This window comes from Paraprevotella sp. (assembly GCF_986071375.1).
This window is the reverse complement of sequence record NZ_CFQRNQ010000018.1, coordinates 21235-33464: the sequence shown is the minus strand read 5'-3', so window position 1 is coordinate 33464 and position 12230 is coordinate 21235. Positions and strand designations below refer to the sequence as shown.

General features: G+C 52.7%; 10 protein-coding genes. 8 read left to right on the top strand and 2 right to left on the bottom strand.

The window, feature by feature from the left end; all coding sequences use genetic code 11:
• Positions 1 to 189 precede the first annotated feature (189 nt).
• From AC5RDV_RS10175 to AC5RDV_RS10165, 3 genes are read left to right on the top strand one after another with little or no spacing between them, the layout of a single operon-like run.
• Positions 190 to 768 carry a sugar O-acetyltransferase gene (locus tag AC5RDV_RS10175; RefSeq protein WP_282747895.1) on the top strand — a complete coding sequence of 193 codons (579 nt, stop codon included), beginning with the start codon at positions 190 to 192 and terminating at the stop codon, positions 766 to 768.
• Between the two features lie 14 nt (positions 769 to 782).
• Positions 783 to 1484, top strand: coding sequence for a DNA alkylation repair protein (locus tag AC5RDV_RS10170; RefSeq protein WP_282747896.1), 702 nt, complete (start codon positions 783 to 785; stop codon positions 1482 to 1484).
• A gap of 30 nt (positions 1485 to 1514) precedes the next feature.
• On the top strand, positions 1515 to 2369 hold the full coding sequence (locus AC5RDV_RS10165) for a DNA/RNA non-specific endonuclease (protein WP_282747897.1): 855 nt from the start codon (positions 1515 to 1517) through the stop codon (positions 2367 to 2369).
• A gap of 4 nt (positions 2370 to 2373) precedes the next feature.
• Here AC5RDV_RS10165 and AC5RDV_RS10160 read toward each other — a convergent pair whose 3' ends face one another.
• Positions 2374 to 3249 (bottom strand): hypothetical protein, encoded by an 876-nt coding sequence (locus AC5RDV_RS10160; RefSeq protein ID WP_282747898.1) that lies wholly within the window; start codon positions 3247 to 3249, stop codon positions 2374 to 2376.
• Positions 3250 to 3473: 224 nt separating this feature from the next.
• On the opposite strand from AC5RDV_RS10160, the gene AC5RDV_RS10155 reads away from it, so the two are divergent.
• The 4 genes from AC5RDV_RS10155 (at position 3474) to AC5RDV_RS10140 (ending at position 7700) form a co-directional block, all read left to right on the top strand.
• Entirely contained in the window at positions 3474 to 3746 is a 273-nt protein-coding gene (locus AC5RDV_RS10155) for a co-chaperone GroES (protein ID WP_008623034.1), read from the top strand.
• A gap of 51 nt (positions 3747 to 3797) precedes the next feature.
• Positions 3798 to 5435 (top strand): chaperonin GroEL, encoded by a 1638-nt coding sequence (gene groL / locus AC5RDV_RS10150; RefSeq protein ID WP_008623033.1) that lies wholly within the window; start codon positions 3798 to 3800, stop codon positions 5433 to 5435.
• Positions 5436 to 5721: 286 nt separating this feature from the next.
• Positions 5722 to 6504: a DnaJ domain-containing protein gene (locus AC5RDV_RS10145; RefSeq protein WP_276787817.1), complete on the top strand. Its 783-nt coding sequence runs from the start codon at positions 5722 to 5724 to the stop codon at positions 6502 to 6504.
• Between the two features lie 44 nt (positions 6505 to 6548).
• Positions 6549 to 7700 (top strand): glycoside hydrolase family 43 protein, encoded by a 1152-nt coding sequence (locus tag AC5RDV_RS10140; RefSeq protein WP_282747899.1) that lies wholly within the window; start codon positions 6549 to 6551, stop codon positions 7698 to 7700.
• 130 nt (positions 7701 to 7830) lie between these two features.
• Here the strand turns inward: AC5RDV_RS10140 and AC5RDV_RS10135 are convergent, their stop codons facing one another.
• On the bottom strand, positions 7831 to 9054 hold the full coding sequence (locus tag AC5RDV_RS10135) for a glycoside hydrolase family 43 protein (protein ID WP_008626868.1): 1224 nt from the start codon (positions 9052 to 9054) through the stop codon (positions 7831 to 7833).
• Between the two features lie 192 nt (positions 9055 to 9246).
• On the opposite strand from AC5RDV_RS10135, the gene AC5RDV_RS10130 reads away from it, so the two are divergent.
• Positions 9247 to 12156, top strand: coding sequence for a glycoside hydrolase family 38 C-terminal domain-containing protein (locus AC5RDV_RS10130; RefSeq protein WP_282747900.1), 2910 nt, complete (start codon positions 9247 to 9249; stop codon positions 12154 to 12156).
• The last annotated feature ends 74 nt before the right edge of the window (positions 12157 to 12230 follow it).

Sequence of the window (12230 nt, the reverse complement as noted above, 5' to 3'; positions counted from 1 at the left end):
AAGCCGTTTCAATCTGCGCCAAATGATTTTTCAATCTCAGCCGAATGATTTTTCATTTGGCGCAGATTGATTTTCGGTTCTCAGCCGAAACGTTTGAAGAGGACTTTTGGCTGTATTCTGGATGAGGCCGGATGGCGTGGAGCAGGCAGGCGGCAGGCAGAAAATGAAGAACAAAATAAAAGATGAAATATGAAGACTGAAATGGAGAAGATGCGTAGCGAAGAACTTTATTGTTTCTCTGATGCGGAGGTGCAGGAAAGTCTTCGGCGTGCCAAAAAACTATGTACGTGTTTGCAAACCATGGATATTTACGACGAACGCTACCGTGGTACGATTGAGGAACTGATTCCCGGAATCCCTCAGGATTCTACGGTATGCCCCCCGTTCCACTGCGACCATGGCACGGGCATCGTGTTAGGTGAAAACGTGTTCGTGAATTATAATTGCGTGATGCTCGATGCCGGTTACATCCGCATCGGGAAGAACACGAAGGTGGGGCCTTGCTGCCAGTTTTACACGCCCCAGCATCCGATGGATTACGTGGAGCGTCGCGAACCGAAAGAGACGGCCTATCCCATCACCGTGGGTGAGGACTGTTGGTTGGGAGGCGGCGTGGTGGTCTGCCCGGGAGTGACCATCGGGAACCGTTGTATTATCGCTGCCGGGAGCGTGGTGGTGAAAGACATTCCCGATGATTCCCTTGCTGCCGGTTGCCCGGCCGTGGTGAAGAAAAAATTGAATGGGATAGCAGATTCCAAGGACGAATAAAAAAGGTTGCGTCTATGGTTTGTCAAGAAATCAAAGACTTTTTGGCGGTGCATGCCGATGCCCGGTATGCTGCTTTTGTGACTTCGTTGATGCCTGGCACCCGCCCGGTGGTCGGTGTGCGTCTGCCCGTATTGCGGGCGTTGGCCAAGGAGATTGCCAAGGGGGATTGGCGTACTTATTTGGAGGAGGCAGTGGACGACACGTTCGAAGAAGTCATGTTGCAGGGTTACGTGACGGGCGTGGCGCGGATGCCGTTTGAGGAGCAGATGGAACGCATGGCTACCTATGTGCGTAAAATCAACGATTGGGCTTTGTGTGATTCCCCTTGTTCGGGATTCAAGTTCGTGCGAAAACACCGTGAGGAGGTATGGGCGTTCCTGCAACCTTATTTATATAGCGGGGACGTATTCTCCCAACGTTTTGCCGTAGTGATGCTTTTGGCACATTTCGTCACGGACGATTTTATAGACCGCGTGTTGGAGGCCTGCGCGGCAGTGCGTCCAAGCGGATATTACGCGTCCATGGCGGTAGCATGGGCGGTGTCAGTCTGCTTTGCCAAATACCCGGATAAGACGCGTCCGTTGTTGGCCGGAGGGCGGTTGGACGACGAGACGCAAAACAAGGCCATACAGAAAATCGTGGATTCCTTCCGCGTGGCGGAATGGGATAAGTCTTGGGTGCGTACGCTCCGTCGTCCCAAGGTACGGAAATCTTAAACCGGAAATAAACAAATTGAAATCGGAAAAATGAAACTGAAAATGATAATCGGCGGCTTGGCGGCTGCCGTAGTGGTATTGACGGGTGGTTACGACCGCTTGCGTGGTTACGTGGGACAGTGGACGGGATGCAGGTTCTTACCGGAGGCAACGGACGGACAGGTTTTCGGTAGCAGTCCTTCGTCCGGTTCGGGGGATATGGAGCCGGGATTGCCGGAACTGGTTCAGGAACGAAACAGCCAGGTGATTCGCCATACGGGGTATACGGTATCTTATAATGCGGAGACCAAGATACCGAACTGGGTAGCCTGGACATTGACACCCGAACGTTTCGAGGAGGCGGTGAGCCGTTACGACAAGTTCCTGCCCGACCCCGAAGTGGCAAATCCCGTGACGACGGAAGACTACAGGCGGTCGGGCTATGACCGTGGGCACCTTTGTCCGGCGGCAGACAACAAATGGGACGAACAAGCCATGCGGGAAAGCTTTTACATGACGAACGTTTGCCCGCAAGACCATAACCTGAACCGGGGCGACTGGAAAGAGTTGGAAGAAGCTTGCCGCGACTGGACGATGGAAAACGGGCTGCTGTATGTGGTGGCCGGGCCTGTCCTCTATCGTGGACAGCACAGGCATATCGGCCAAAGCCGGGTTACGGTGCCAGAGGCTTTCTATAAGGTTGTGTTTTGTCCGGAGCCGCTGAAGGCCATCGGCTTTATCTATAAGAATAAGTCGGGGAACCGTCCGCTTGATGCGTATGTCAATTCGGTGGACGAAGTGGAACGCATCACGGGGATAGATTTTTTCCCGTCTTTGCCGGACAGTGTGGAAGAGGCCGTGGAAGCTGTTTACGAGCTCGAAGAGTGGCAGATGCCGGAACGTTGACCGCTCAGGTTCGTGATTTGAGTTTCTTGCGGCGGTGTTCGCGAAACAGGACTAAAAGCTGTTGGAACAGGAACAACGCCCAGAACATGCAAAAGAAACATACGCCGGAGATGGCACTGTCTATTCCCAACGGAGCAAAAGGAATAGCGCAGAAAGAATACAACAGGCAATAAGTCAGAAGCTTGTGCTCGCGGGAGATGCGCCATAGCCGTTTCCGTTTTTTCCGTGAAGACAAGAAATAAATGGTGAGCAGGGTGGCGAACATGAAGACTTTGGTCTCCCACAGTTGGGTGAAACCGTCTGCCGTTTGGGAAGACAAGGCGGTCAGGTCGTTCCACGATGACTGTTTCCAAAAGGTGGACTGCAAAAGGCAAAGTGTGGTGCCGATGGCAAAACCTATGACCATGGGCCAACAGGCCAGACGGAACAGCCGGTCGCGCTGCAAATAGGACAGTGTGAGGAAACTGGCACAAAGCGGAATCGTGATGCTGTCGTGCGTATAGCTGCAAAAGATACCCATCAACAACATCAGGAAGTAGCCGTATTTGAAATTTTTACTGGAAATACGGGTATATTGAGAAATGAAGAACGGGACGATGCAAGTGGACGAGAGGGTCATGACGGCTGTCTCGTCACGGTTGAAGAACTCGTGCGAGTCCGGACAGAAGAGCAGGACAAACATGGCCGTGCAAAGGATTCCGACGGAACTTTGGGCAGAGTGGGCGATGTGGCCGGTCAGATAGACCAATAGCGTAAACAGCAAAGCAGACAACGGGTTGATGATTTCCGGTTGCCAGATATAGCCTCCCGTTTTGGGAAGGAATGTCAGTGCGGAAAGTATTATGAGGAATACGGCAAGATAGGTCAGTCGTAGTTTCATCGTTTGTTGCTTTCTGCAAAAGTACGGAATAAATTTCATATAAAGGGCTTTTCTACTGATTTGGACACAAAAAACTGCGGAGGCAAGGTTGGCAGAAAGTCTGCCGTATTTCGGGGCTGTACATGGTAAAAGTGTGCCAAAGTGTCAGTCGTGGTGTTTTGGCATGTTTTTCGTATGGATTGGAGTAGAATTTTTAAAATGTACAATTATAAAATTTATCCATTATGAGCATTAAACCATTAGCAGACCGTGTGCTGATTGAACCGGCTCCGGCAGAGACGAAGACAGTAGGTGGTATTATCATTCCCGACACCGCCAAGGAAAAACCGTTGCAAGGTACTATCGTTGCAGTGGGTAAAGGTACGAAAGACGAAGAGATGGTCTTGAAGGAAGGCGATACCGTGCTGTACGGTAAGTATGCCGGTACGGAACTGGAATTCGAAGGCAAGAAATATTTGATTATGCGACAGAGCGACGTGGTGGCTGTGTTGGCATAATTTTTCGTTTTATACATTAATATATAATAGACAAAAGAAAGGACTAAAATCATGGCAAAAGATATTAAATTCAACATAGAAGCCCGTGAACTGATGAAGAACGGAGTGGATCAGTTGGCCAATGCGGTAAAGGTAACTCTCGGCCCGAAAGGACGTAACGTCATTATCGAAAAGAAATTCGGTGCGCCGCATATTACGAAAGACGGCGTGACCGTAGCCAAGGAAATTGAGTTGGCCGATGCGTTTGAAAACGCAGGTGCGCAGTTGGTCAAGAGCGTGGCTAGCAAAACAGGCGACGATGCCGGTGACGGAACGACCACGGCTACCGTATTGGCACAAAGCATCGTGAGCGTGGGCTTGAAGAACGTGGCTGCCGGTGCGAACCCGATGGACTTGAAGCGCGGTATCGACAAGGCCGTGGCCAAAGTCGTAGAGCATATCAAAGGTCAGGCTGAACAAGTGGGCGACGATTACAACAAGATAGAACAAGTGGCTACCGTCAGTGCCAACAATGACCCGGAAATCGGGAAACTTTTGGCCGAAGCTATGAAGAAAGTCAGCAAGGACGGTGTGATTACTATCGAAGAGGCTAAGGGACGCGACACTACTATCGGTGTGGTGGAAGGCATGCAGTTCGACCGTGGCTACTTGTCGGCTTATTTCGTGACCGATACGGAGAAGATGGAGTGCGTGATGGAGAATCCTTACATCTTGATTTACGACAAGAAGATTTCCAACTTGAAGGATTTCCTGCCTATCCTCGAACCGGCAGTACAAAGCGGTCGCCCGTTGTTGGTGATTGCGGAAGACGTAGACAGCGAGGCGTTGACTACTTTGGTGGTGAACCGTCTGCGTAGCCAGTTGAAGATTTGTGCCGTGAAAGCTCCGGGCTTCGGCGACCGCCGCAAGGCCATGTTGGAAGATATTGCCGTGTTGACGGGCGGTGTGGTCATCAGCGAAGAGAAGGGCTTGAAGTTGGAGCAGGCTACCATCGAAATGTTGGGTACTTGCGACAAGGTGACTATCTCTAAGGATAACACGACCATCGTTAACGGTCACGGACAGAGCGAACTCATCAAGGATCGTGTCAATCAGATTAAGAATGAGATTGCCAACTCTACCAGCGACTACGACAAAGAGAAGTTGCAGGAGCGTCTGGCTAAGTTGAGCGGTGGTGTGGCTGTGCTCTATGTCGGTGCACCGAGTGAGGTGGAAATGAAAGAAAAGAAAGACCGTGTGGACGATGCCTTGTGCGCAACGCGTGCAGCTATCGAGGAAGGTATCATCCCGGGCGGCGGTGTGGCATATATCCGCGCCATCAAGGCTTTGGAAGGCTTGGAGGGTGCCAATGCAGACGAAACCACAGGTATCAATATCGTAAAACGCGCCATCGAAGAACCTCTCCGCCAGATTGTGGAGAACGCAGGTCTGGAAGGTTCGGTGGTTGTAGAAAAAGTACGCCAGGCTGAAGGCGACTTCGGTTACAATGCCCGTGAGGACAAATACGAGAACATGAAAGCTAGCGGTATCATCGACCCAGCCAAGGTGACTCGTGTGGCTTTGGAGAATGCAGCTTCTATTGCCGGCATGTTCTTGACTACCGAATGTGTCATCTGCGACAAGAAGGAAGAAAAAGCCGATATGCCGATGGGTGCTCCCGGAATGGGTGGCATGGGCGGCATGATGTAAGCCGGACGGTTTACGGAAACCTATTATAATGTGAAAGGGAGAATGTTCGTGGGTGGGCGTTCTCCCTTTCTCCTTTTTTGCTTGTTGCTGTCCGAGGACAGTGTGCCGCAGTCGGTGTGGAAAGAAAAAGGGGACGTTTTTCCTGTCTTCTGCGAAAAACTTCATATCTTTGTCCGTACGAAGGTCGGGGACAGGTTGGCATGGCCAAATCGTAAAACGGTGTTTTCATGCGTCTTTGTGCCCGTCTTCCATGGTTAGGGATTTCCGAATAAAAAATGAATAGAATATGGGAGTGGGAAAATGGATAGGTAGTGCGATGGGGTTCATGACGATGGGGCCGTTGGGTGCACTGGCCGGTTATTTTATCGGTTCGTGGTTTGACAAGCAGGCTGTAGGCATGCAAGAGGATTTGCAAGCGGATGAGGCGGGGCGAGGCCGATACGAACAGGGGCGGCGGAACAGCTTTTTGTTTTCGATGTTGGTGATGGCCTCTTACGTGATGCGGGCAGACCGGAAAATCATGCACAGCGAAATGGAATTCGTCCGTCGCTTCCTTCGTGCGAATTTCGGGGAAGCCGCAGTAGAGGAGGGGGAACAAATTTTGCTGAAGCTCTTCGATGAGGCCAAACGGTTGGACGGAGTGTCCCCTGTGGCATTTCGGGATATGATTTTCGATTGTGGCAGACAGATTGCCGCGCATCTGAACTATGGTGAACGATTGCAGCTGCTGAATTTCTTGGTAAGGATTGCACAAAGCGACGGAAACGTATGTGCGGAAGAGATAACGGCGTTGCGGGAAGTGGCTTTGGCCATGGAGTTGTCTGCCGGAGAGGTGGATTCTATGCTCAACTTGAAAGGCGAATCTTTGGCAGATGCCTATAAAGTACTGGAAATAGAGCCGTCCGCCACGGACGAAGAGGTGCGCAAGGCTTTCCGCAAATTGGCCCTGAAACATCATCCCGACCGCGTGGCGACGTTAGGAGAAGATGTGCGGCGGGCTGCGGAAGAGAAATTCCAACAAATCAACAATGCGAAGGAGCGTATTTACAAGGCTCGTGGTATGAAATAGAACCCTGATGGAAATGAGGTAAAAACCTAATGACAATAAGAAAAATGAAATTGAAGCGAATTTTGGGCTTGGCTTTCTTCCTGTGCGCCATGGTGGCGGCGGTGGAAGCTCAGGCTTTGGATGAAATCCGTCCAGGTCAGGAATGGCCGGATCGGAAAGGAGAGCACATCAATGCCCACGGGGGCGGCCTGTTGTTCCATGAAGGCAAGTATTATTGGTATGGCGAGAACCGGCCTGCACGCGGGTTTACCACCGAAGTAGGCGTAGAGGTCTATTCTTCTTCCGACCTGATGAATTGGGAAGACGAAGGAGTGGCTTTGGCTGTTTCCGATGAAGCCGGGCACGACATAGAACGGGGATGCATCATGGAACGTCCCAAGGTGGTGCGCAACCCCAAGACGGGGAAATTCGTCATGCTGTTCCATTTGGAGTTGAAAGGGCAAGGCTATGCGGCTGCCCGTGTGGGCTTTGCCGAGAGCGATTCTCCGGTTGGCCCTTTCCGGTTTATCCGTTCTTTGCGCCCGAATGCGGGCAAATGGCCGGTGGACTTTTCACGCCGCGACATCCGCAAGGCTAAGAAGCTGAAGGAATCGGACTATAAGGAATGGTGGACTCCGGAGTGGCGTGAGGCGATTCGTGAGGGGCTGCTTTTGGCACGCGACGTACCGGGCGGACAGATGAGCCGGGACATGACCGTGTACGTGGACGATGACGGTAAGGCATATCATATTTATTCGGCAGAAGAGAACCTGACGTTGAACATTGCGGAGTTGACAGATGATTATTTGGACTATACCGGACGGTATGTGCGTGTCGCGCCGGGCGGGCAAAACGAGGCTCCGGCCATTTTTAAGCGTGACGGTGTGTATTGGATGATTACGAGCGGTTGCACGGGTTGGGCACCGAATGAAGCCCGCATGTTCAAGGCCACTTCGTTGTGGGGGCCGTGGGAACAGTTGCCTTCCCCTTTTGTCGGGAAAGATGCCAAGAAGTCTTTCCATACGCAAGGCACGTATATTTTTAAGGTGGAAGGCACGGAGGATGGTTTCGTGTTCATGGCCGACCGTTGGAATCCCCGGAGCCTGAAAAATTCCCGTCATATATGGTTGCCGATAGATTTTGAAGCCGATAGTACTCCGGTCATCCGTTGGGTGGACGGTTGGTCGCCGGTTGAGAGGTTCGGAACGGGACTGTAGCTTGCCGTAGATGCCTGTGGGCATGCGGTGATAAGCTATGATGTAATAAGGAAAATACTTGTAGGTATGGCATAAAGCGACCGAAATCCCGACTGGGATTTCGGTCGTCTGCGTTTGTATGTGAGAGTTTTCATTTGAACTTTTCCAGTTTCTTTGTCATGGCCACCATGGTTTCGGGGTCGGATACGGTGTCGAGCACTTTTTGGGCTTCGGCCAACAAGGCCGGGCGGCGTTCAAGTTGTTTCAGCGTCAGCGTGGGGACGGGGCGCGTACGGAGGTCGTTTACCGCAGTGCTCAGCTCGGACCAGGCTTCCAACCGTTCCCGTTCGGCCTGCGTGATGTGCATGACAGAGCCATGTCGCGGGGTGAAGTCGCCGTGGGTCTTCGTGTTTTGCACGAATGTGAAATCTTTCAGGTTCGTGCTCTTGCAGAATTGGTAGAACCCCTGTGCGTAGCAATCGTACATCAGGACGTACTCGTCCGAACCGATGAGGGGGAACACACTGGAACCTTCCACCGGATATTGCCCCTCTTTTTGCAGGTGCCGCCATTCGATGGTGTAGGGGCCGGTGGGTCGGGGCGCAGTGGCACGCATCACGCCCTGCCGCGTGCGGAATCCTTTGTTCATGACCGAGCGTCCCTCGTCTTTGAAGAACAGCACGTATTCTTTCGTTTTCGGGTTATACACGATGTCCCCGTCTATGGCGGCCGTACCGAAGTCGAACAGCAGTTTCGGCTCCGTGATGTCCGTGAAGTCTTCGTTCACGTAAGAGTAGAACAGCTTGAAGTAAGGCTGTTTGAAGTTCGGGTCTTCCGTGGGATACTCCCAGTCGTGCCGCCCGATGGAGTAATAAATCATATATTTCCCGGCCTCGTCGTCCCAGATGATTTGAGGCGCCCAAACGGCATGTAGGTTTTCGCGGTCGAATCCCGTCAGGTTGGGGAAACGTGTGGGGAAGTCGATGGCCGTGTGTTGCCAATGGATGAGGTCGGTGCTCTTCATCAGGATGAGTCCGTCGTTGCTTTGCCAACCCTCGTCCGAGCGCATGTCCGTCATGACCATATAAAATGTTTTCCCGTCCCGGCCTCTTGTGATGTACGGGTCCCGTATGCTTTTCTTCAGGGCGATGGTGTCCGAGGCCACGACCGGACGCCCTTGGTTGAGGGACGTGTAGTCATATCCGTCATCGCTCAGTGCATAGCGCACCTGTTCACCGTAAGGGGAATTGTTGGAGAAGAAGGCGAAGAGGTAACTGCTGTAAGGAGAAGGCTCGGCCGTTTGTGCCTGCGCCGGTACCATGGCCCCGAGGGTGGCGGCCAACATGCCAGTCATCATTCGTTTTTTGAGTTTCATGATTAGGTAATGTTTAAGTTTTGTTGTATATGTGTGGGCAAAGATAGGCAGAATCGGTCGATAAAGGAAGTCTTTGCGGTGGCTTTTCGCACGGTGTGGCGAGAATGTGGTATTTTTTGCGTTATGCTTGGTTGCCCGTCCCGTCTTTTTTTTGTCACTTTGTGACCGATACAATGAAAACTAATCAATGTGATGAAAAGAATTTTTTTTTGTGGGATGCTGGCGGTTCTGGCGGCGGGCAATGTGAATGCCGATGTGGTTCCGGAACAGGTCAGTTGTGTAGTGAAACCTTTGTATGGGTATAGACAAGACCGTTCGCCGGGACGTATCGTTGCCGTGCGGTTGAAGGGGGCTGAATTGAAAGGCGAGGTCTGTGTGGATGTGGCGTATAGGAAACTGAAGGAGACATCCGCTTTCCGCATTGATGCGGAGGATTCGGCAGAAGTGGAGGTCATGTTGCCTTCCGCCTTGCCCGTGGACAAGACCGTGGATGTTTCGCTGACGGTGCGCGGAACCGAAAAGAAAGTGAAGACGAAAGTCACCGTGGAACCGATGCGGCATTGGACGGTGTACCTTTACGACCATTCGCACGTGGACATCGGTTACACGAACACGCACAAAAACGTGGAGATGTTGCATAAGACGAATGTTAAGGAAGGTATGAAGCTCTCGCACGAGACTGTCGGCCATGTGGACGGTGCGCGTTTTGTGTGGAATCCCGAGGTGACTTGGCCGATTGAACGATTGTGGAACTCCGAACCGGGGATGCGCGACGAGATTATAGCTTCCATAAAGGGCGGAGGCTTGTCCGTGGATGCCTCTTACCTGAACCTGAACACGAGCATTTGTTCGGATGAGGAACTGTTCCACGTATTTAAGTTCTCACGTGAATTGCAGAGACTTTCCGGAGTGCCTGCGGATGTATTCCAACAGTTCGACATCCCCGGCATCTCTTGGGGCTTGGTGCCGGTCATGGTCCAGGAGGGCATCAAGTATGTCATCTCATGGCCGAACACCGATCGGGGCGGCAATGCCCATTCTTTCGGGATAGACGGTTTTCCTTTCTGGTGGGTAGGGCCGGACGGCCATTCCAAGGTGTTGTTTCTCCAACCGGGAAAATATGCCAACAGCGGAAGCATGGACAAGGGCAATACGACCGGTCGCCCATGGTTCGGCCAACGCAATGCACGTAAGGTCCCGGCGCGTATCCAAATGGGTAGTGCCAATGTTGATTTTACCGGGCAGCTTGTGGATCTGGAGAAGAAAAACTACCCGTATGACTTCATCGTCTTGTCCTGGTCGCTTTGGGACAACAATCCGGTGGATGCCGACGTGCCTTACGCTGTCAATGAGTGGAACAAGAAATATGCCTATCCCAAGATTGTCATTAGCGGCGGCCATGAGGTCATGAAGACTTTGGAGGAAAAATATGGCGACCGCCTGCCTGTGGTGCATGGTGATTATACGGAGTATTGGACTGATGGCTTGGGTACGGCCGCACGGCTTACCGCAGTGAACCGCCGCAACAAGGAACGTATCACGCAGGCCGAGACGGTGTGGTCGATGCTGGCCGGAGGAGCTTGTGCGCCGCGTGCCGAGTTCGACGAGGGGTGGCGGTACATCCTTTTGGGTTCCGAACATACGTGGGATTTTGAGAATCCTTGGGAACCGTATTTCCATGAAGCGATCAGTAAGGTAAAGCAATCTTATTTTTATGAAGCAGAAGCCCGTTCGATGACCTTGTTGGACGAGGCGTTGGGCTTGGCCACTGACAAGTCTAACGGCGCGTTGGGGCCGCGCGAAGGACCGTCGAATGGTGGCATCGCGGTATTTAATACGTTGTCTTGGCCGCATGGAGGATTGGTTACTTTGTCCGCTTCAGAGAGTCAAAAGGGCGACAAAGTGGTGGACGATGCAGGAAATGCTGTGCCGTCGCAACGGTTGTCTACTGGCGAACTGGCGTTCTGGGCTTCGGATGTACCGGCGTTGGGTTCGCGCCACTACCGTGTGGTGGAAGGTGATGCCGTGCCAGGCGATACCTGTAAGTTAGATGGTTATACGTTAGACAATGGTTGTGTGCGTGTCACGATAGACGGCAAGACAGGAAACATCGTGTCCTTGACCCGTGCCGGAGAGGATTACAATTATATCGACGCGTCGGTGGACGGAGGGGCCAATTCGTGCAGTTGGCTGCCGGCCAATGAAAACAAGCCCGAAGCCGACAAGGTGCAGGCCATCACGGTGACCGAACAAGGCGGATTGGTGGTGGAATTGAAAGTGCAGTCCATGATGAAAGGTTGCCGTTCGGTGACACGTACCGTCCGTCTGGTGGCCGGGCAACCGTGGGTGGAGACCACCAATGTGGTAGACAAGTTGCCGCTGTTGGACAAGGACGGCATACATTTCGGTTTCGGTTTCAACGTGCCGCAGGGTGTGACGAAAGTGGATATCCCTTGGGGGATAATGGAAGTGGAGAAAGACCAGTGGCCGCAAGCCAACCGCAATTGGATGGCCCTGCAACGTTGGTTGGACGTTTCGAACGACACTCATGGTGTGACATGGTGTGCTTTGGATGCCCCCTTGTTTGAGTATGGCGACCGCACGGCCAACATTTCGTTGGGATGGGGCGGACAAGGGCCTTGGCTGACCAAGCTGGAACCGTCTTCCACGGTGTATTCCTGGGCGATGAACAACCATTGGCACACGAACTTCCCCCTGACGCAGGACGGGCCGGTGGCTTTCCGCTACCGCATTCATCCGCATGGCGGATATGATGCTGTAGACGCCAACCGTTTTGGCTTGGAGCAGGCGCAACCGTTGGTACATGTCACGGCGGACAAGAATCCGGACGTGAAGTCCGTCATTTCGGTAGACAACCGTGCCGTGTATGTCACCGTGCTGAAATCCACGGAGAAAGACAACGAGATGATTGTCCGCCTGCGTTCCGTGTCGGACAGGGAAGAGACGGTGGCTTTGGACTTTCCGGCCCATCGTCCGTTGTCCGTGTCGCTTTGCACGCTTGAAGAGCAGCCCGGGCAAATAGTGGACGGGACGCTGACGATGAAGCCCTACGGCATGGCCACGTTGAAGCTCACCTTCTGACAACGGAAGCATGGGAGGCTTACGGACTCTTCCGGTAGTGTATGGTATAGGCATCCGTCCGGGAATGGATGCTT

What these genes read in the sequence shown, in the direction of transcription:
- AC5RDV_RS10175 (WP_282747895.1), top strand. Translation starts at nt 190, where the DNA reads ATGAAGACTGAAATGGAGAAGATGCGTAGCGAAGAACTTTATTGTTTC.
- AC5RDV_RS10170 (WP_282747896.1), top strand. Translation starts at nt 783, where the DNA reads ATGGTTTGTCAAGAAATCAAAGACTTTTTGGCGGTGCATGCCGATGCC.
- AC5RDV_RS10165 (WP_282747897.1), top strand. Translation starts at nt 1,515, where the DNA reads ATGAAACTGAAAATGATAATCGGCGGCTTGGCGGCTGCCGTAGTGGTA.
- AC5RDV_RS10160 (WP_282747898.1), bottom strand. Translation starts at nt 3,249, where the DNA reads ATGAAACTACGACTGACCTATCTTGCCGTATTCCTCATAATACTTTCC.
- AC5RDV_RS10155 (WP_008623034.1), top strand. Translation starts at nt 3,474, where the DNA reads ATGAGCATTAAACCATTAGCAGACCGTGTGCTGATTGAACCGGCTCCG.
- groL (WP_008623033.1), top strand. Translation starts at nt 3,798, where the DNA reads ATGGCAAAAGATATTAAATTCAACATAGAAGCCCGTGAACTGATGAAG.
- AC5RDV_RS10145 (WP_276787817.1), top strand. Translation starts at nt 5,722, where the DNA reads ATGGGAGTGGGAAAATGGATAGGTAGTGCGATGGGGTTCATGACGATG.
- AC5RDV_RS10140 (WP_282747899.1), top strand. Translation starts at nt 6,549, where the DNA reads ATGAAATTGAAGCGAATTTTGGGCTTGGCTTTCTTCCTGTGCGCCATG.
- AC5RDV_RS10135 (WP_008626868.1), bottom strand. Translation starts at nt 9,054, where the DNA reads ATGAAACTCAAAAAACGAATGATGACTGGCATGTTGGCCGCCACCCTC.
- AC5RDV_RS10130 (WP_282747900.1), top strand. Translation starts at nt 9,247, where the DNA reads ATGAAAAGAATTTTTTTTTGTGGGATGCTGGCGGTTCTGGCGGCGGGC.